Here is a 20,510-nt window from a genome sequence, read left to right on the forward strand (position 1 = left end):
TTAAAAAACATACAAAGATACAAATATTATCCCTACATTTGTTTCACGCTTTTATTTACACTACAAAAGATCTTGAACTTAACAACATAAGTCTTATGAGAAATCTAACTAAACGCATTTGTATTATGCTTATTTGCTCATTAGCGTATCTGAACGGACAAGCATCCATCGATCCGTCCGTCATACAATCGACCATCAGCACGTTAACCTCCAGGGACAACAGTAACAAACAGAGTATAGAAAAAGGAGTCAGCCAGGTTGCACGTCTTTGGCTGGAAACAGACGGCGACGAAAAAGCCTTCCGCTCTTTTTGTGAAGACAATTATATTGCCGATCCGGACGAAAAGTATCAGGTATTCCTCAAGATCAGCGACTACCTCGAAGGTATCAGCGGTCATTTCAATGAGATGTCGCTGCGCTTACAGAAAAATTTGCAGCTGGATAACGGTCCGTTGCACCCCATCGATGAGAAGTTCGGTTCATACAGTCCTTCAAGCCATTTAAGCGATGACTTATACAATAATAAAATAGCTTTTATCATCGCGCTAAACTTCCCCCACCTTACCCTGGAAGAAAAAGAAGCACTGGGCACCGACCGCAAAGCCTGGGCCTATGCACGTCTGGGCGACATGTTCACGGAACGGATCCCTGCCGCATTGTTACAGGCAGCTTCCAACGCAGAAAGCGATGCCGACATTTATATCTCCCAGTATAACATTTACATGGGTCATGTAATGAACAAAAAAGGTCAACACCTGTTCCCTAAAGACATGATCCTGCTGTCACACTGGAACCTGCGTGATGAAATCAAGGCAAACTACAACAAGGGGAAAGAGGGACTCGACAAGCAACGCACCGTTTACGAAGTGATGAAACGGATCATTTCACAGGATATTCCTGTCGAAGTAATCAACTCAGGGACGTATGAATGGAATCCATATACAAACATGGTACAACAGGAGAACAAGGAAGTAAAAACGACTCCCGAATCGACTGTCCGTTATCAGAAGATGCTGAACAATTTTAAGGCCATGCAAGACATTGACAAATACACAGGTAATACCTATATCGACCGTAAATTCAACGACGATATGGAAGTAGCTTTGCAGGATGTTGAAAAACTGTTCGATGAATTTCTGTCCGCTACCGAATTGAAAGAAATCGGCAAAACGATCTCCAAACGTCTGGGACGCAAACTGGAAGCCTACGATATCTGGTACGACGGTTTCAAAGCCCGCAGTAATCTCGACGAGACCAAGCTGGATGCACAAACGCAAGCCCTTTACCCGGATGCGGCAGCTTTGGACAAGAAGTTACCGGACATTCTTATGAAGCTGGGATTCAGTGCCGAACGGGCCAACTATCTGGCCGACAAGATCACAGTCGATGCCGCCCGTGGTTCAGGGCATGCCTGGGGAGCATCCATGAAAGGACAGCAGTCACGTCTCCGCACACGTATTCCGGCAGCAGGAATAAATTATAAAGGATACAACATAGCCATCCATGAATTCGGTCACAATGTAGAGCAGACTTTATCGCTTTATGATGTAGACTATTATATGTTGAGCGGCGTACCCAACACTGCATTTACCGAAGCGCTGGCTTTTGTTTTCCAGAAACGTGATCTCGAAATATTGGATATCACCGATCCGAATCCGGAAAAACAGGCGATGGAAATATTGGATAAAGTATGGAGCATGTATGAAATTTGCGGTGTTTCCATGTTGGATATTTCCGTATGGAAATGGATGTATGCCCATCCGGACGCAACGGCCGAACAGCTGAAAGAAGCGACGATCGCATTATCGAAAGAGATATGGAACAAATATTATGCGCCTGTTTTCGGAGTAAAGGACGAGACGGTACTGGCTGTTTATTCGCACATGATCAGCTATCCATTGTATTTGTCGGCTTATGCTTTCGGACAAATCATAGAATTCCAGCTTGACCAGTATCTGGAAGGCAAGAACTTCGCGAACGAAGTAGAACGGATTTTCCGTCAAGGACGTTTAACCCCTAACCAATGGATGATACTGGCTACAGGAAGTCCGCTGACCGTCGAACCTATGCTGGAAGCTGTAAGACAAGTTATTAAGTAAACAAGACATAAATGATATTACAAAATCGCGCCATAACTGTAAGTGAGAACGACGGACTACCGTTACCTAAACGTTACTGGGCTATACTGGCCACAGCTTTAGGTGTCGGAATGTCCGTCATAGACGGAACAATTGCAAATGTCGCTTTGCCGACAATAGCCCGCGACCTGGGTACTTCACCGTCTGTCACGATCTGGGTTGTCAACGCTTACCAGCTGGCAATCACCATTTCGCTTCTTTCCTTCGCTTCATTGGGAGACATTTACGGTTACCGGAGGATTTACTTATCAGGAATTTTACTATTCAGCATCACGTCAGCCATCTGCGCCCTTGCCGATTCGTTCTGGATGTTGACAACCGCACGTATCTTACAAGGATTCGGAGCTGCCGCCATCACAAGTGTTAACACGGCATTGCTCCGAATCATTTATCCCAAACGTTTCCTGGGGCGCGGCATGGGGATCAATGCCCTGGTCGTCGCCGTCTCGATTGCCGCCGGACCGACCATTGCATCCGTCATCCTGTCTTTAGGTTCGTGGCACTGGCTGTTTGCCATCAATATCCCGATCGGCATTGCAGCCTTGGTGATCGGTCTGATGCATTTGCCAGCCAATCCGGTTAAAGTCACCGGCCGCCGTTTCGACAAGCTCAGTTGCCTGATGAACGCTCTTACATTCGGATTACTGATTTTCTCGCTGGAAGGTATTGCCCATAAAGAGAACACAACTTTGATCATAGCAGGTATAGCCACATTGTTTATGATCGGTTATTTCTTTGTACGCCATCAGCTACGCCAACAGTTTCCGTTACTTCCGGTCGACCTGATGCGCATCCCGATCTTCTCCATGTCGATCGGCACGTCGATATGTTCTTTCACCGGACAAATGCTGGCAATGATTTCCCTCCCCTTTTTCCTTCAGGGAGCATTGGGACGAAGCGACGTAACGACCGGCCTGCTTCTTACTCCCTGGCCGTTGGCAACGATGATCATGGCCCCGCTTGCCAGACGGTTAGTCGAACGGATTCATGCCGGTATACTGGGAGGTATCGGTATGACGATATTTGCTACCGGTCTTTTCCTACTGGCCATATTACCCGATAACCCGACAAATACGGATATTATATGGCGCCTGTTTATCTGTGGAGCCGGATTCGGTTTATTCCAGACACCCAATAACAGCACGATCATCTCCTCTGCCCCTTCCAACCGAAGCGGAGGCGCAAGCGGTATGCTGGGAACAGCCCGTTTATTAGGACAGACATTAGGAGCAACATTAGTCGCTATGATATTCAATCTGGTTCCGAACAACAGCACGCAAGCATGTTTATATCTGGCAACAGGATTTGCCGTGGTAGCCGCAATAATCAGTAGTTTAAGGATTTCACAGCCAAGACCGTTGAAAGGATTTAAATAAAAATTCAGTTATATAACACAAATCTTTTCATCTCACAGAACGAATTATTAACTAATATTTTTATTGGGAAACAGCATGAATACAATAAAATAGGGAAAAACGGTCCACCAAACAGGAGCTTTATTTTTCAAGACATAAGGTTCTTTATTATCAATTTGAAAAATTAACTTAGTTCTAGACGAACTAATTCAATATATATATATTGGTATTAAATGAATTTAACATATAAAATGGGGCCAAATTTGGGAAATTAATGTCTTGTTTAAAATGAAAAAGCAAAATGAATAAAAAACAGCATATAAAAACTGTTGACCAGTTAATACATGACGATTCCTTTATTCTCTGGTGTCTGTTTCCTACGGAAGAGTTGGAACAGGTGTGGATTGATGATTATCTGACACTGTATCCGGAAGAGAAAGAAAATATAGAGAAGGCCAGGCAAATGGTTCGTTCGTTGAAATTGAATAATAGGAAACTGTCGCCAATTGAAAAAGAATCTCTTAAAGAAAATATTATAAATGATTTAAGAAAATTCAGAAAGCCAAAGCGAATGCGTCTGACATGGCAATATGCAGCAGCTTGTATTCTTATTATATGTACATTGGGTTCATTATTTTTGATTACTAAAGAAAATTTATTTCAGGAAAGAGATATTCTGTCTTTGGTGGATGATGTCCAGTTAGATGTTAATCAGACAGAAGTAGAACTTCATTTGGCACAGGAAAAAATGAAGGTTTCTGATAATGCGACAATTTTAGTCGATCAACAAGGGAAAATCAAGGTGACGGATAAAGACTTTAATAATCTAGAGGCTACAGAGAGGAAGTGTATTGGTGAAGCAAAGGAAAAAGGTAATCATATGAATGTGTTAAGCGTACCGAAAGGACGTCATTCTTCATTGATTTTGCCTGATGGTACGAAAGTATGGGTAAATTCAGGCACAGTGCTTCAATTCCCTGAAATATTTGAAAAAGAAAAAAGAATGATTTATGTGGAAGGGGAAGTTTATCTTGAAGTGACCAAAGATGCATCGTGTCCATTTTATGTAAAAACGAACCAGATGGAAATCAGAGTTTTAGGAACATCTTTTGGCATAGTTGCATATAAGGATGAAAATTTCCAATCTGTTGTATTGAAAGAAGGAAGTGTTGCGGTTGAAGGATATAAAAGCGGAAAACAAATTATCAAACCTAATGATCTCTTAGTCTTGGAAAATGGGCAGATGTCTGTTAGCCAGGTGAATGTATACGATTATATCTCATGGATAGATGGTATTCTCCAGTTCCGGGAGAAAAATTTAGGTGAGGTACTACGCAGTATCTCACGTTATTACCGTGTTCAATTTAGCTATCCACCGGATATAGAACAAGTGAAATGCTCTGGTAAGCTGGTGTTGTTTGATAATATGGACCAAGTTCTTCAAACACTCCAGAAAACGTTATCAGTTTCATTTCATCGTAAGGGGAATTTGATTGAAGTAAATAGTATCAATAATAAAAAATGAATGCCTATGAATAGATAAAACATGCCGTAACCTAGTATTGTATAAAACAATAGACCATTGTGTTGTTAACAAGTAAAATATTAATATCAAGGAAAACTTATTATATTATTATGGAATATCTAAAAATTAAAAGAAAAATACACGCGGTTTGTGTAGTGTTGTGTTTGCTTTTTACAGTAAATTCATCTCTTTTGGCTGAATTGTCCTATGCACAATCTACACGTTTGTCACTCGATTTATCAAATGTGGCTATCAGTGATGTTTTTGCGTCTGTAGAAAAAAATAGTGAGTATGTATTTTTTTATTCTGACTTAGTTCGTCTAGAACTACGTAAAAATGTAAGTATTAACATCCAATCTCAAACGATAGATCAAATTTTATCTGAAATTCTGAAAAACACCGGTCTTACCTACGTTCTCAATGACAGACAGGTAATGATTATGCGAAAAGGAGAAACAGAACAACAGCAAAAAAGTATCTCTATCAACGGAACAATCAGAGATGCACAGCAAGTTCCATTACCAGGTGTCAATGTTATTATTAAAGGTACAACAAAGGGTACAACTACCGATATTAACGGAAATTACTTCATTGAAGTTCCTCATAAAAACACGGTACTTGTTTTCAGCTATATCGGTTTCGAATCACAAGAAATTAAAGTCGGAGACCAGATCAATATAAACGTAAATATGTCTGAAGAATCGAACAATCTGGATGAAGTTGTAGTAGTTGGTTACGGTTCCCAGAAAAAAGTATCCGTAGTAGGCTCTATCACGACCATCGAACCTGCTCAATTGCAACAAGGAACAACCCGTGCCGTTTCCAATAATCTGGCAGGACAACTGGCCGGAGTGATCGCCGTTCAACGTAGTGGCGAACCTGGTTCTGACGGTTCCGACTTTTGGATTCGCGGTATATCTTCATTCAAAGGGACAGGTATCAAACCATTGGTTTTGGTAGATGGAATAGAACGTACGCTCGATGATCTTTCCGCTGCAGAAATTGAATCATTCTCTGTATTGAAAGATGCTGCTGCCAGTGCTGTCTATGGTGTACGAGGAGCAAATGGAGTTATCATCGTAAAGACCAAAAGAGGGCAACTGGGCAAACCCAAAGTAAATTTTCACTTCGAACAGGGTTTCACACAACCTACCCAGCTCCCGGAATATATCGGATCGGCTGATTATCTTTCATTAATGGATGAACTATATATGGACGCTGGGAATCCTAATCCTCTTTACGGAGAAGAAAAAATCAACAACTACCGTAATAATGTAGATCCGGAGCTTTATCCAAATGTAAACTGGTTGGATGCCGTTTCAAAAGACATGGCATCCAATACACGAGGTGATCTGACTATTACAGGTGGTAGCGATATTCTTCGTTATGCATTAGTTGCGTCCTACTATGGGGAACGTGGTATTTTTGTCACCGATAAAAGTAAAGACTGGGATTCGTCGACCCGCCTGAACAAATACAATATCCGTTCAAATGTTGATATTAACGTTACGAAAACAACCGTTGTCGGCATAAGTATAGGGGGATATTTACAGGAACAAAACGGAATGGCAGTCAGTGGACAGGACATTTGGAATTATGCATTTGATACACCTCCTTTCTACCATCCGATCCAGTATTCCGGTGGACGCGATGTCCGTGTAACAGAGCGCCATAACCCTTGGGCGGAAGCCACACAGCATGGTTATCAGACAACAACCAACTCAAAAGTCGAATCCTTATTTTCTATCGAACAGGACCTGAAATTTATTACTCCCGGTTTGAAAATAAAAGGACTCTTTTCTTTCGACCGTTACTCCAGTTCATGGGTGAAACGCTCCAAAACTCCGACTTACTATAATCCGGCAACAGGCAGAGATCCGGAAACAGGAGAACTGATCCTGACAGTCAGTACGGACGGACAAGAATTTCTGGATACAAAAAGCGAGTCTGCATGGGGAAATAAAGCCACTTATCTGGAAGGAAATATCGCTTACGACCGCACATTCAATAAGAAACACGCAGTCAGTGCCATGTTCCTCTATAATCAACGGGATTATCAGGATGGCAACATTGTGCCGTTCCGCCGCATGGGTATAGCAGGACGTGCCTCCTATACTTTTGACAACCGTTACATCGCCGAATTCAATTTCGGTTATAATGGTTCGGAGAATTTCACAAAAGGACATCGTTACGGATTCTTCCCTTCTGTCGCCGTCGGCTATATGCTTTCGGAAGAAAAATTCATGGAACAATTCAAAGAGACTTTCTCTAAAATCAAATTCCGCGCATCATGGGGGTTGACCGGTAACGACCAATTGGACGGACGCCGCTTCGCTTTCCTACCAACAATAGACACGGATGGATCATATAAATGGGGTGTAAACAACGATTACAACCGTTCCTCCCGCTTTGAGGGAGAATTTGGTGTGACAGATTTGAAATGGGAAACCGTAGAAAAACTAAATGTCGGTATAGAATTAGGTCTTTGGAACGCTCTGGAATTACAGGCAGACTGGTTCAAGGAACAGCGCCGTGATATTTTCATGCAACGTAATAATATCCCGACATCTGCAGGTTTCCGTAAAACACCATGGGCTAACTACGGTAAAGTGAACAACACAGGTATAGATCTTTCATTAACTTACAATAAACAGTTCAATAAAGACCTGCACGTGGGTTTTCGCGGAACTTTCACTTATGCACACAACGAAATTATTGAAATGGATGAAGCGATGGGAGTTATCGGAACAAATCGTCAACGTACCGGAAGAGCTGTCAATGAATTATTTGGCCTCGTTGCCGAAAGATTATTCACAGAAGATGATTTCACTACAAATGAAAAAGGGGACCTGGTTTTAAAAGAAGGTATACCGGCACAAACTTTCAGCGCTATCCGTCCGGGAGATATTAAATATATGGACATCGACGGTGATGGCGTTATCACTAATAAGGATGAGAAGGCAATGGGCGGAACCGTCAATCCAGAAATTGTCTATGGCTTCGGAGCAACAGCTCGTTATAAAAATGTAGACTTCAATATCTTCTTTCAGGGGAACGGGCAGACTTATCGTTTTATCGGAGGCGTTGTTTCCAATTTCTTACCAGGAGCTTCCCAAGGATCTATGGGTAACATCCTGACCAACTACAACGATCGTTGGACCCAGGAAAACCCGAAACAGGATGCCTTCTACCCGCGTTTAAGTTATGGAACAAACGCCAACAACAGCCAAAATTCGACCTGGTGGTTGCGTAACATGAGCATGCTCCGGATGAAAGATATAGAAATCGGTTACACATTTCCGAAACACTGGATTAATTCGGTCGGCCTTGCCAATATCCGCCTCTATGCCAAAGGTTCCAACCTCTTCACTTTCTCCTCCTTCGATCTTTGGGACCCAGAGTTGGACACAGCAAACGGAGCTAAATACCCGATCATGAAATCCTTCTCTTTCGGACTGGATATTAATTTCTAACAGAGTAATAAATATAAAACATATAGAAAATGAAACTACTCAAATATATTGGCTTATCATTTTTAGGTTTATCCCTCAATAGTTGTACGGATTATCTGGATAATGCACCGGATGATACACTAACAATGGAAATGGTATTTAACGATAAAACCAGAACTGAGGACTGGCTCTCCGGGGTTTATAACAGGGTTCCTGACCCTTACTGGAGTCTGTTGAGAGATTATGGTTATGACAGTATGGGAGATGACCTCGATCCTTCCCAACGTTGGTATCAGTGGTGGGGTAATACACTGAATTTCGTAATTGGACAATGGTTTACAAGTTCCTCCTGGGACGGAGCGGTATGGAGTCAATGCCCTGTACGTATCCGTTCTGCCTACCAGTTTATTGAAAATGCTCATGCACTTCCGGATCAGGGAGTTACAGAAGAAAAGATAGAAAGAATGAAAGATGAATGCCGCTTTCTGATTGCCTATTATTACTGGATGATGATTGAAGCATACGGCAGTGTTCCCTTCTTCGACGGATTGGCAGATGTCAATGATCCCAATTTAATGCGTGGGCAGATACCTTTCGACGAAATGGTTGACTGGATTGACGGACAATTAGTCAGCCTATCAAAAAAACTGCCGACTTCCTGGCTAAGCGAATCGACACAGTTCTATGGACGTGCCACATCCATTATGTGCCTCGCAGTCCGTGCCCGTATGTTATTGTTTGCAGCCAGCCCGCTGGTCAACGGCAATGAATGGTATAATGGATTTAAAAACTATGACGGTAAAGATCGTTTTAGCCAGACTTATGACGCCAGCAAATGGAACCGCGCGGCAGATGCCTGCAAGGAATTGATAGAGGCAGCCCATGCTGCCGGTCACGACTTGGTACGCGAATATAATGCAGACGGGAGCATCGATCCTTTCATGTCCTGCTATAACGTGCTATTCCTGCGTGGAGATGTGAATCCGGAAGCATTATTCGTTCGTTCAGACAGTAACTTCAGTGAATTTGAAAAACATGCTACTCCACGCGGAGCATCCGGTAACGGAGGATTAGGTATTTATCAGACATTAGTCGATGCCTTCTCCATGAAAGATGGTTCATTACCCATTACCGGTTATAAAAGTAACTATGGTTCGCCGGTTATCAATGAAAAGTCAGGTTATACAGAGCGTGGTTTCTCCGACCAGCCAGATATCCGCAAAACCAAATACAACCTGTATCGCAATTGCCCGGGAGCAACAGTCGATTCTGTCGGTACAGACGGCAATACTTACAATCAGGTTGCAGCTACTGGTACATATAATATGTATATCAACCGGGAACCTCGTTTCTATCTGACCGTTATGTGGAACCGGCAATGGTACCATCAAGCCAACCGCGAAGTACAAATGATGTCTAACGAACAAGACGGTGGCCCCACACACGATGCTCCTCAAAATGGTTATCTGAATCGTAAAAAAGTTTCTTTGGAACAAAACCAGCGTGATAATATACATCCATATCGCCCGGGAATACTTTATCGTTTAGGGGAAGCTTACCTGAATTATGCCGAAGCATTAAATGAATGTGATCCGGGTAACGCGGACATTTTAAAATACCTGAACCTGATTCGTGAACGTGCAGGCGTTCCGCAATATGGAACCGGAATTGACAGCAATGGTTTCAACAAGATTCCTTTAAACGGCCAGGAAGAAGTCAGACGGGCTATTTATCATGAACGCCGTGTAGAATTATGTTGTGAAAATGGTATCCGCTATTTTGATCTGCGCCGATGGAAAAAAGCGGAAGAAGTCTTGGACCAGCCAATGTATGGCATGAATTTCAGCGGAACAGAATTGTCTGATGACCCGAATAACCCCAAAGCTTTCTTCGTCCGTACACAATACATCAAACGGGTCTATGAACGTAAATTCTATTGGTATCCAATTTATCAGGAAGAGATAGATAAGGACCCGACGCTTGTTCAGGCACCATTCTGGGACAAATAAAGACCAATAAATAGATTAATACTACAGATGAGTTTTTAATTCGGGAGGGTAATTCCATATGGGGTTACCCTTTTCCTTTTTTACGATTCAGCCAGAAAAATAAAGACTAGCCATAAAGGAGCTACTCCTCCTTGCATACGTTCCAACGCACGATAAATAATTTTACGTACACTTTTAGGCGTTATATGAAGAATTTCCGCTACTTCCTGATAACTCAGTTCCTGCATAAAATGCAAGTAAACAACCTCACGCTGTTTATTGGTCAATAAACGGAATAAATTATCCAGTTGTTCTTCATAAGCCAACCGTTCCTCCTCATCTTCCAGTAATGCAAGTGCATCAACCTTAATCTGGAACTCATATTCCATATTGTCATCAAGACTTAATAAATTGAAATTCTTTTGTTTAGAGGATATAATTCTGTTTTTAAGAGAACGGAGTAAATAAAACTTGGGATTATCAGGCATTTCTATTTTATTTACCGATTCGTATAAATGTAAAAAAACATCATGTATGACATCCAGCACATATTCTTTCTCCATACCGAATGCCATTCCATACGAAAACAATTCATCAACATATTGTTCATACCACTTATCGAACTCTCTTATTTTCTGCTCCATTTATACTTTGCCAGTTATCATGAGAAAGCTTAAAATTCAATTACAAACTTACAAATAATAAAATATTTAATTTTATATTTATACAATAAAAAAGGAGAAAAAACAAAAAGCCACCCCGCAAACACGGGATGGCTTCCTAATATATTTAATCCGTTATCTGATTAAAGTTTGTTGTCTGAACCAAGTACATTAAGAATTTTGTGCTTGTACAGTTTTTCCATGTTATCGCGAGCCGGGCCCAGATATTTACGTGGGTCGAATTCAGCCGGTTTTTCAGCGAAAGTCTTACGGATTGCAGCAGTCATAGCCAGACGAGAGTCTGAGTCGATGTTGATCTTGCAAACAGCAGATTTAGCTGCCTTACGCAATTCTTCTTCAGGAATACCGATAGCAGCCTTCAAAGCACCACCGAATTTGTTGATTGTTTCAACTTCTTCTTCAGGAACAGAAGAAGAACCGTGAAGAACGATAGGGAATCCCGGAAGTTTTTCCATTACTGCATCCAATACTTCGAATGCCAATGGAGGAGGAACCATTTTGCCAGTCTTCGGGTCGATGTGGCACTGTTCCGGAGTAAATTTGTAAGCACCGTGAGAAGTACCTATTGAGATAGCCAAAGAATCGCAACCTGTGCGAGTAGCGAAATCGATTACTTCTTCAGGGTCAGTATATGTGTGATGATCTGAAGAAACTTCGTCTTCAACACCAGCCAATACACCAAGTTCACCTTCAACTGTTACATCGAACTGGTGAGCATAGTCAACAACTTTCTTAGTCAAAGCTACGTTTTCTTCATAAGGCAGGTGAGAACCGTCAATCATTACAGAAGAGAAACCTGAGTCGATACAGCTCTTGCAAGTTTCAAATGTATCACCGTGATCCAGGTGCAGAACAATCTGAGGATTCGGACAGCCTAATTCTTTTGCATATTCAACTGCACCCTGAGCCATGTAACGCAACAGTGTTGCATTAGCATACTGACGAGCACCTTTAGAAACCTGAAGGATAACCGGAGATTTTGTTTCAACAGCAGCCTTGATGATAGCCTGCATCTGTTCCATGTTATTGAAGTTGAAAGCCGGAATTGCATATCCGCCTTTGATGGCTTTAGCGAACATTTCTTTTGTGTTCACCAAACCTAAATCTTTGTAATTTACCATTGTAGTATATATTATTACGTTAATGATTGAAAATTCTGCACAAAGATAAGAACTCTCTGAAAACTTTATGCTTTTAAGCATATAAAATAATACAAAAGTAACGCCTTCGGAAAAAATAGTTCGATTTTCTTTGTTAGTTTGAAGCAAATCCATACCTTTGCAAGCCAATTTACCGGTTACCAAACTAATAAGAGTATAAATTAAATTAGATAAAGAAGCAATGAAAAAAGGAATTCATCCTGAAAACTATCGTCCTGTAGTATTCAAGGACATGTCAAACGAAGATGTATTTATCACTCGTTCAACTATCAATGCAAAAGAAACTATCGAAATTGACGGTGTTACTTATCCGTTGGTAAAAGTCGAAATTTCTAACACTTCTCACCCGTTCTACACTGGTAAATCTAAACTGGTGGATACAGCAGGACGTGTTGATAAGTTCATGAGCCGTTACGGTAACCGCAACAAAAAATAATTGTAGATTGACAAAGTTCAATTAACAATTCAAAATGAATTTATAAAAAAGGCAGCGAACAGACTCGTTGCCTTTTTTATTTTATCAAAGATTATTTTTACATTTGCATGCATGATTGAAAAGAGTACAACAACAACTTGTTTTCAATAGTCAATTATCAATTGTCAATTAATAAATACCATGGCAAAAACAAAAGAAGAATTACTGAACATTCTCGACCAGTTCACACTGGCAGAAAAAGTTGTTTCCGCTGAACCTTTCGGAAACGGACACATTAACGACACGCTGAAAGTAACAAACGAAAAAGGCGAGATCAAATACGTATTACAACGTATCAACCATCTGATTTTTACCAATGTAGATATGTTACAGAACAATATCAATATTGTAACGACTCATATCCGCAAAAAACTGGAAGCTAAAGGCGAAAGCGATATCGACCGCAAAGTGTTGACTTTCCTTCCGACTAAAGATGGTAAACCATATTATTTCGATGGCGACAGCTATTGGCGTGTATGTTTGTTCATCCCCAACAGCAAAAGCTACGAAGAAGTAACTCCGGATCTTTCATACGAAGCCGGTAAGGCTTTCGGTGATTTCCAGTCTATGCTGGCAGACCTGCCCGAAGGTTCACTGGGAGAAACAATTCCTAACTTCCACAATATGGAATTCCGTCTGGAACAATTCCATGATGCAGTAAAAGCTAACACTGCCGGACGTCTGGAAGAAGTGAAAGATCTGATCGAAGAAATTGAAAAACGTGCCGAAGCAATGTGCATTCAGGAACGTCTGTACCGTGAAGGCAAGTTGCAGAAACGTACCAACCATTGCGACACGAAGGTTAACAACATGATGTTCGATGCCGATACCGACAAGGTACTTTGCGTAATCGACCTGGATACGGTAATGCCGGGATTCGTATTGTCCGATATCGGTGACTTTATCCGTACAGGTGCCAATACAGGTGCCGAAGATGATGAAAATCTGGACAATGTAAATGTAAACATGGATATCTTTAAGGCTTATACCCGTGGTTACATGGAAACAGCCAAGGCATTCCTTTCTCCGCTCGAAATCAGTCTGCTTCCTTATGGTGGCCGCCTGCTGACTTACATGCAGACCGTACGCTTCCTGACAGACTATATCAACGGTGATACATATTATAAGATCCACAGCCCGAAACATAATCTGATCCGTACAAAAGCCCAGTTCAAACTGCTGCAAAGCCTGGAAGAACATGCGGAAGAAATGGATAACTTCATGAAGGAATGGCTGTAAACAGTCGTATATTCAAATAATTTATAAATTAAGAGGTACTTCTTAATCGGTTTATACCAAGTGTAAATCAAGATTGGATGTACCTCTTTACTATTTAGACCAACCTCTATATTTTTAATGTATAAACAACCATTTACCCGAGCAACCAATAAAAGAAAAAATAAAGAAATAAAATCACCAAATCAGAATATAATCCATCTATAAGAGTATATTATCTATTGATTTTTTATCGAGAACACGATTCCTTTGCATCATAATTTCACATATTATTAAATACTCATGAAAAAGTACTTATCAGTCCTATTTATCTTTTTATCTCTAATGGCCTGTCGTCAGGTTGATGACAAACAATCCCTACAAGGGAAATGGCTATTTGCCCTCGATCCTAATGACATCGGATTAACAGAACAATGGTATAATAAATCTTTAAACGACACAATTCATCTGCCCGGTTCATTACAGGAACAAGGATATGGCGACAATGTCGGAATAGAAACACCCTGGACCGGACAAATCGTCGACAGATCATGGTATGACGCTCCCCAATATGAGAAATTCCGTCAGCCGGGAAATATCAAAGTTCCTTTCTGGCTGAACCCGGACAAGCATTATGTAGGAGTTGCATGGTATCAGAAGGAAGTAGAGATACCCGCTTCATGGAACGGCCGCCCGATAGAACTCGAACTGGAACGCACGCACTGGGAAACAACGCTCTTTCTGGATGGCATGGAAATGGGGAAACACGAATCACTGTCCACTCCGTACAGACACACTTTTAATGAATTGTCCCCCGGAAAACACACGTTAACTCTCCGCGTAGATAACCGGGTAAATATAGAAGTGGGCACAAACGCACACAGTGTATCCGACCATACCCAATCGAACTGGAATGGTGTCATCGGGACAATCAGCCTGACAGCCAAACCGTCCCTCTACATAGACGATATACAGATTTACCCGAATATCACAAACAAAACGATCAAAGCTATAGTCTCGTTGGACGGAACAATCGGAACGAACGGTTCTTCCCTACTTCTTCAGATAGAGAAGAAAAATGGAAGTATCGTTGGCAAACCTTACAAAATAGAGATCACTTCTGGTTCCGGTATAATACAGGAGGCCACTCTAGCAATGGGTGATGACGCTCAGCTCTGGTCTGAACACACTCCGAACCTTTACACCTTACGTGCAGTTATCAAAAACGGCGAAAATAAAGAAGAACAATGCCGCACATTCGGTCTCCGGGAGTTTAAGGCGAACGGTACGCGTTTCGAAATAAACGGACAACCAGTATTCCTTCGCGGGACTCTGGAATGTTGTATATTCCCACTAACAGGCTATCCGGCAATGGACAATACTTACTGGGCAAAAATATATAACCAATGCAAAGCACACGGTCTAAATCATGTCCGTTTCCATTCCTGGTGTCCACCGGAAGCTGCTTTCGCAGTAGCAGACAGCATGGGTATTTACCTACAAGTCGAATGCGCAGGCTGGGCAACAGTTGGCGACGGAGGTTACTCCGATCAATGGTTCCGTGACGAAAGCGACCGCATCCTGAAAGAGTACGGTAATCATCCTTCTTTCTGTATGATGGCTTACGGTAACGAGCCGGGAGGAGCCAATCAGGCTACATATTTGTCAGGCCTGATAGATTATTGGAAATCAAAAGACCTCCGCCGCGTCTATACAAGTGCCGGTGGCTGGCCTTATGTTGAAAACGCCGACTATTGGGATCCTATGGAACCACGCATCCAACGTTGGGGAGAAGGTATGAACAGTATCATCAACGCACAACAACCCCGTACTGACTTTGACTTTGCCGACATTATCCGAAAAAATATGCCGACTGTCAGCCACGAAATCGGACAGTGGTGTGTCTATCCGAATTTCAAAGAAATAGAAAAATACACAGGAGTACTGAAAGCTAAAAACTTCGAGATATTTCAGGAAACCTTGAAAGAACATCATATGGCTGACTTAGCAGACGATTTCCTGTTTGCATCCGGACGCCTGCAAACACTTTGCTACAAAGCAGACATTGAAGGGGCTCTCCGTACGCCCGGTTTCGCCGGCTTCCAATTACTCGACCTCCATGATTTTCCAGGACAAGGAACAGCCCTTGTCGGCGTTCTTGATCCCTTCTGGGAAGAAAAAGGTTATGTAACACCGGAAGAGTATAGTACTTTCTGTAACAAAACAGTTCCTCTTGTCCGTTTCCCGAAAATGGTCTGGCTGAACAACGAGACATTGAACGTTCCCCTCGAAGTGGCACATTTCGGAGAAAAACCGTTACAGGCAGCCAATATCACCTGGGAGATCAGCAACCAGGCAGGAGAAAAGATTGCACAGGGCAACTTCGTGAAAGACCTGTCCGTAACCAATTGCATTCCTGCCGGAAACATCGAATATCCATTCTCCGGCATAGAAAAACCGACGCAATTGGTTGTCAGTGCGGAAGTGAAAGAAACCGGCAGTAAAAACCAATGGAATATCTGGGTATATCCGGCAAAACAAGAAACGGTAGATAAACAACCTTATATAACTTCGGCATTGGATAACCAAGCCATGGCACAACTGGAAAAAGGAGAAAACGTCCTGCTCCTGTTGTCACCCGGAAGCATCCTGCCGGAAAAGGGAGGAAATATCAGTGTCGGCTTCTCCTCTATTTTCTGGAACACGGCTTGGACCAACAAACAACCGCCTCATACGCTCGGTATCCTCTGTGATCCCAAACACCCGGCACTGGCAGCTTTCCCCACAGAGAAATATAGCGATTATCAATGGTGGGACCTGGTAAGCCATTGCAATGCGATGGTACTGGACGACTTCCCAGCAGATTACCGCCCGGTTGTACATCTGATCGACGACTGGTTCACAAACCGGAAGTTGGGAATCCTGTTGGAAGGTAAAGTCGGTAACGGCAAACTGATGGTATGCAGTGCCGATCTGCAAACGGAACTGGATAAACGTCCGGCTGCCCGCCAGTTCAGGCAAAGCATCTTGCAATATATGGCATCCGACCGCTTCAATCCGTCTGTATCACTTGATCCGACACTAATCAAATCATTATACAAATAATTTAAAACAAACATGAAACGACTCTCTGTAATTGGCAGACTAGTGCTGCTTTTTGCCTTCGCGCTGTTTTTTCAGGCCAGGGCCCAGCATGTAAATCTGAAAACCCGTTCCACCCAGATAGGGATAAACAATGAAGGTTACTTTTCTTCTATCCAGGTAGAAGGCAAGGATATTCTCCATACGGGTAAATATCCGCTCGTAACGGCCTGCACGGACAACAAACTCATAACACCGTCCAAAATGAGTGCCAACGGAAACCAACTTAAACTAACGATGTCCGACGGCGGCACAATCACACTGAAACATAAGGAAAGCGATGTCTGCATCACATTGGAGGTAGCAAATATCCCGGAAAAATACGACGTATTACTGTTCGGCCCGTTAGCTGTTACGATCAATGAAGTTGTTGGAGACGTGGTCGGTGTCGCACAGGGTAACGGCGTTGCTTTCGGTATACAAGCGCTGAACATTAAAACGAATGCCGGTATCCCTGAGGAATACGGACAATTGATTACCAGCACATACGGTTATAAAGGAAAATCTGCTGAACTGTCGGTTGCCAGCATCCCGGACTTCAAACTGGCAGCTGCCGATATTTCTGACGGGACGGTATTCCATTTCTCCGCCCGCAGAAGAAACAAACAGGAATATCGCAAAGTACAGCAAATACAGAAATCACTGGTCCTTCCTGTCGAAGGGGAAGACGGACTGATAAAAGGTTCAAAAATCGCTCTCTTCGGCTGTAAGAATACAGATGCTTTAGCCCGTATCGGCGAGATTGAAATCGAGCAGGGACTTCCCCACCCGATGTTCGACGGCGAATGGGGGAAAACAGCTCGCGCAGCCATGAAATCTTATCTGATCTCTGATTTCTCGGAAGACAATTTTGATATGATCCTGGACAAGGCTAAGATTGCCGGTTTCGAATACGTTTACCATAGTGGCCCGTTCCTGGACTGGGGACATTTCAACTGGGACCCCAAATTCACCAAAGGCGGGGATGAAGGCGTAAAGAAGATGGTAGACAAGGCAAAGGCACAGGGTATCGCTGTCGGTGTCCATACCCTCAGTAACTTCACGACTACAAACGACGCCTATGTAACACCGGTTCCTTCCGACCACTTGCTGAAACAAGGCATACTCACCCTGACAGCCGATCTGAACAAAGACCAGACCGACATTACAATCAAAAAGTCAGACCTGTTCTCCATGCCGATGACGCTCAACACCCTTCAGATCGACAAAGAGCTGATTACTTACGGCACAACAGAAGAGCAGGGAGAAAACATCCTGCTGAAAAACTGTAAAAGAGGTGCCTGGGGAACAACAGCCGCCAGCCATTCACAGAAAACACCGCTGTACAAACTCTGGGACTACCCTTACAAAACCCTCTTCCCTGATCTGGTCCTGCAAGATAAATACGCTGACCGCCTGGCTGAGATAATGAATAAAACAGGTATCCGCCAGATATCCTTCGACGGTCTGGAAGGATGTTCCTACACCGGTCAGGACGAATATGCAAACAACCGTTTCGTCTATCGCTTCTACAATCAGCTCGACCAGAATGTGCTTAACGATGCCAGCCGCCTCAGCCATAACTTATGGCACATCCACACTCGTATGAACTGGGGTGAACCCTGGGGCGAAGCGATGCGCACCGGTCAGGTTGAAAATCGTATCAAAAACCAATCATTCTTCCACCGCAACCTGTTCCCGCGTATGCTAGGTTGGTTCCTGATCCGTCTGGCCGACCGTAATTTCGAATGTTCTTCCCTCGAAGACCTGGAATGGGCATTATCCGAATCAGCCGGTTTCGATGCCGGTTATGCGATGACAATCAACAGTAACACACTGCGCCGTCACGGACAAATCGATAAATTACTGGAAGCGATCAAAAACTGGGATAAGCTGCGCGAAGCAGAAGCATTCACGGACGAGCAGAAAGTCCGTCTGAGAGACCCGCAGACAGAATGGCACCTGGAAAAAACAGACGAACAGAACTACAACCTGTATCCGCTCTATATATCCAAACATTTCCGTTGCAACCTGTCCGAAATGCAACCGGGACAACCGGGCGGTGCCGACTGGTCATGGAGCAGTCCTTATAAAAGCACATATGCCATCCGTCTGAAAGTAGATGGAGACGGAACCATCAAAGACCCGTCATTCACTACGCCTCAAGGAGTGATTAAGTTCCCATGCGAGATTTCAGACCGCCAGTATCTGCTTTACACATTCGACGGCAAGGCCGTAGTAACCGATAAGAACTATAATGTAATCAGCGAAGTGCAGCCCCAGGGAAATGCCGTACTTCCCGCAGGCTCATCAGCCGTAGCCTTCTCCTGTGAACAGACCAGTGAAGACGCTCCCGAAGTAATCATCCGTTACATTACCAAAGGAACTCCGGAAGTGATAAAACTGAAGAAGTAACAAATCCTCGGCCTGCCGGATAGCATCACAGGTATCTCCTTATTGAAGCATTTGTTTCAGTAGGGAGATATTTTTATTATATAGAATGATTATCCGACTTCAATTCATTAAATTGTTTCACACGATACTCTCTCGGGGAACAACGGACCATCTTTGAGAACAGGCGGGAAAACTGGGAAAGGTTGGTGATGCCTACTTTTTCCGCAATTTCGATAATCGACATATGGGAAGTAAGCAGTAAAGTCTGTGCCCGTTCGATTCGTTTCATCTGGATATATTCGCAGGGAGGCATGCCGATAATCCGTTTAAAGACTTTGGAAAAATGGTCGGGAGTAATACACATCAAATCAGCCAGAACCGAGACAGAGATACGCTTGTCCAGATGCTTATTTATATATTGTATAGCCACATCCAGTTTTTCATACAAGCTGTTCGCCTCCGGTGAAAGCAAACACTCTTCCGTTATAAAACGGGAAAACAGTTGCAGCAGGATACCGCTACTCTCTACCAGGTTGGAGAATGTCGAAACCGAAACCTCATCCTCCCGGGTATAAATATTCCTGTCGTTATCATAATGCTTCGGGTCAGACGTCGGCAACGACTTATACGGGTTCAGCGCCAAAAAACGTTCCATCAGGGAATAATCCATCGGAGTAGCCTCTATCTGCAAATCCATTTTCATCGGATTGCTGATACCTTTCCCTCCTTTCGTCTCATCGAAAAAACAGATATAATAATGTTCCATAAAGTCATCGCATTCATAACTATGGAAAGCAAACTTGGGTATAAGGAAAAGTTGTCCGGGCAATAGTTCGTATCCCTTCTGATTAATATAGACTTTTCCTTTCCCTTTCGTAATCAGGTAAAGCCGGTAAAACGGACTGATAACATCCTGATAATTCCACCAGGTTTCAACCCGGGAATAGTCAGCATAAAGTAAGGGTAACGACAGGTCGTAAGGAGAATAAGAGACAAGCATATCAG

At 42.9% G+C, this 20,510-nt stretch carries 12 protein-coding genes; 9 read left to right on the forward strand and 3 right to left on the reverse strand.

Annotated elements, in window-relative coordinates; translation table 11 throughout:
- Window positions 1–95 precede the first annotated feature (95 nt).
- The 5 genes from HMPREF1535_RS01660 to HMPREF1535_RS01680 all read left to right on the forward strand — a co-directional run bounded on the left by HMPREF1535_RS01660 (window position 96) and on the right by HMPREF1535_RS01680 (window position 10,479).
- On the forward strand, window positions 96–2,099 hold the full coding sequence (locus HMPREF1535_RS01660; protein ID WP_046145103.1) for a hypothetical protein: 2,004 nt from the start codon (window positions 96–98) through the stop codon (window positions 2,097–2,099).
- An 11-nt stretch (window positions 2,100–2,110) separates the two neighbouring features.
- A complete protein-coding gene (locus tag HMPREF1535_RS01665; RefSeq protein WP_046145104.1) occupies window positions 2,111–3,514 on the forward strand; it encodes an MFS transporter in 1,404 nt (467 codons plus the stop codon).
- Window positions 3,515–3,794: 280 nt separating this feature from the next.
- Complete coding sequence (locus HMPREF1535_RS01670) at window positions 3,795–5,018, forward strand: FecR family protein (protein ID WP_046145105.1); 1,224 nt, start codon at window positions 3,795–3,797, stop codon at window positions 5,016–5,018.
- A gap of 110 nt (window positions 5,019–5,128) precedes the next feature.
- A complete protein-coding gene (locus HMPREF1535_RS01675) occupies window positions 5,129–8,491 on the forward strand; it encodes a TonB-dependent receptor (protein ID WP_046145106.1) in 3,363 nt (1,120 codons plus the stop codon).
- Between the two features lie 29 nt (window positions 8,492–8,520).
- Window positions 8,521–10,479 carry a RagB/SusD family nutrient uptake outer membrane protein gene (locus HMPREF1535_RS01680; RefSeq protein WP_046145107.1) on the forward strand — a complete coding sequence of 653 codons (1,959 nt, stop codon included), beginning with the start codon at window positions 8,521–8,523 and terminating at the stop codon, window positions 10,477–10,479.
- An 80-nt stretch (window positions 10,480–10,559) separates the two neighbouring features.
- On the opposite strand, the gene HMPREF1535_RS01685 is transcribed toward HMPREF1535_RS01680, so the two are convergent.
- Window positions 10,560–11,102 carry an RNA polymerase sigma factor gene (locus tag HMPREF1535_RS01685; RefSeq protein WP_010802380.1) on the reverse strand — a complete coding sequence of 181 codons (543 nt, stop codon included), beginning with the start codon at window positions 11,100–11,102 and terminating at the stop codon, window positions 10,560–10,562.
- Between the two features lie 161 nt (window positions 11,103–11,263).
- On the reverse strand, window positions 11,264–12,262 hold the full coding sequence (locus HMPREF1535_RS01690) for a class II fructose-bisphosphate aldolase (protein ID WP_044214855.1): 999 nt from the start codon (window positions 12,260–12,262) through the stop codon (window positions 11,264–11,266).
- Window positions 12,263–12,482: 220 nt separating this feature from the next.
- On the opposite strand from HMPREF1535_RS01690, the gene HMPREF1535_RS01695 reads away from it, so the two are divergent.
- The 4 genes from HMPREF1535_RS01695 (at window position 12,483) to HMPREF1535_RS01710 (ending at window position 19,526) form a co-directional block, all read left to right on the forward strand.
- Complete coding sequence (locus HMPREF1535_RS01695; RefSeq protein WP_007659112.1) at window positions 12,483–12,737, forward strand: type B 50S ribosomal protein L31; 255 nt, start codon at window positions 12,483–12,485, stop codon at window positions 12,735–12,737.
- A gap of 180 nt (window positions 12,738–12,917) precedes the next feature.
- A complete protein-coding gene (locus HMPREF1535_RS01700) occupies window positions 12,918–14,015 on the forward strand; it encodes a phosphotransferase enzyme family protein (RefSeq protein ID WP_046145108.1) in 1,098 nt (365 codons plus the stop codon).
- 279 nt (window positions 14,016–14,294) lie between these two features.
- Complete coding sequence (locus HMPREF1535_RS01705; RefSeq protein WP_046145109.1) at window positions 14,295–17,096, forward strand: sugar-binding domain-containing protein; 2,802 nt, start codon at window positions 14,295–14,297, stop codon at window positions 17,094–17,096.
- 12 nt (window positions 17,097–17,108) lie between these two features.
- Complete coding sequence (locus HMPREF1535_RS01710; protein ID WP_046145110.1) at window positions 17,109–19,526, forward strand: hypothetical protein; 2,418 nt, start codon at window positions 17,109–17,111, stop codon at window positions 19,524–19,526.
- A 76-nt stretch (window positions 19,527–19,602) separates the two neighbouring features.
- Here HMPREF1535_RS01710 and HMPREF1535_RS01715 read toward each other — a convergent pair whose 3' ends face one another.
- Window positions 19,603–20,505, reverse strand: coding sequence for an AraC family transcriptional regulator (locus tag HMPREF1535_RS01715; RefSeq protein WP_007659116.1), 903 nt, complete (start codon window positions 20,503–20,505; stop codon window positions 19,603–19,605).
- Window positions 20,506–20,510: the final 5 nt, after the last annotated feature.

This window comes from Parabacteroides goldsteinii DSM 19448 = WAL 12034 (genome assembly GCF_000969835.1).
Classification (GTDB): Bacteria; Bacteroidota; Bacteroidia; order Bacteroidales; family Tannerellaceae; genus Parabacteroides; species Parabacteroides goldsteinii.

Excerpts from the sequence above, each read along its gene's own strand:
- HMPREF1535_RS01660 (WP_046145103.1), top strand. The coding sequence starts at position 96 with ATGAGAAATCTAACTAAACGCATTTGTATTATGCTTATTTGCTCATTA.
- HMPREF1535_RS01665 (WP_046145104.1), top strand. The coding sequence starts at position 2,111 with ATGATATTACAAAATCGCGCCATAACTGTAAGTGAGAACGACGGACTA.
- HMPREF1535_RS01670 (WP_046145105.1), top strand. The coding sequence starts at position 3,795 with ATGAATAAAAAACAGCATATAAAAACTGTTGACCAGTTAATACATGAC.
- HMPREF1535_RS01675 (WP_046145106.1), top strand. The coding sequence starts at position 5,129 with ATGGAATATCTAAAAATTAAAAGAAAAATACACGCGGTTTGTGTAGTG.
- HMPREF1535_RS01680 (WP_046145107.1), top strand. The coding sequence starts at position 8,521 with ATGAAACTACTCAAATATATTGGCTTATCATTTTTAGGTTTATCCCTC.
- HMPREF1535_RS01685 (WP_010802380.1), bottom strand. The coding sequence starts at position 11,102 with ATGGAGCAGAAAATAAGAGAGTTCGATAAGTGGTATGAACAATATGTT.
- HMPREF1535_RS01690 (WP_044214855.1), bottom strand. The coding sequence starts at position 12,262 with ATGGTAAATTACAAAGATTTAGGTTTGGTGAACACAAAAGAAATGTTC.
- HMPREF1535_RS01695 (WP_007659112.1), top strand. The coding sequence starts at position 12,483 with ATGAAAAAAGGAATTCATCCTGAAAACTATCGTCCTGTAGTATTCAAG.
- HMPREF1535_RS01700 (WP_046145108.1), top strand. The coding sequence starts at position 12,918 with ATGGCAAAAACAAAAGAAGAATTACTGAACATTCTCGACCAGTTCACA.
- HMPREF1535_RS01705 (WP_046145109.1), top strand. The coding sequence starts at position 14,295 with ATGAAAAAGTACTTATCAGTCCTATTTATCTTTTTATCTCTAATGGCC.
- HMPREF1535_RS01710 (WP_046145110.1), top strand. The coding sequence starts at position 17,109 with ATGAAACGACTCTCTGTAATTGGCAGACTAGTGCTGCTTTTTGCCTTC.
- HMPREF1535_RS01715 (WP_007659116.1), bottom strand. The coding sequence starts at position 20,505 with ATGCTTGTCTCTTATTCTCCTTACGACCTGTCGTTACCCTTACTTTAT.